Raw genomic sequence first — 234 nt, forward strand, 5'->3', positions numbered from 1 at the left:
AGGAGACAAAGGTTATCTGAGTATTGATTATCAAAGAGACTTATTTACTTACAACCAGATTAATATGGAAGTACCTATGCGAAAAAATCAACATGGATATAAGCCAAAGCCTTATATTTTTAGAAAATCCCGAAAGCCCATCGAAACCTTATTTTCGCAATTATGTGATCAGTTTATGATTAGAAGAAACTATGCGAAATCCTTTGATGGCTTTAAGAACAGAATATTATCTAA

General features: G+C 31.6%; 1 protein-coding gene. It reads left to right on the forward strand.

All coding sequences use genetic code 11. The features are described 5' to 3' along the window. On the forward strand, positions 1 to 234 hold a 234-nt coding region (locus tag GNY06_RS15450), incomplete at both ends, for a transposase (protein WP_166518505.1).

The sequence above is a fragment of the Elizabethkingia argenteiflava genome, assembly GCF_009904105.1.
Lineage (GTDB): Bacteria > Bacteroidota > Bacteroidia > Flavobacteriales > Weeksellaceae > Elizabethkingia > Elizabethkingia argenteiflava.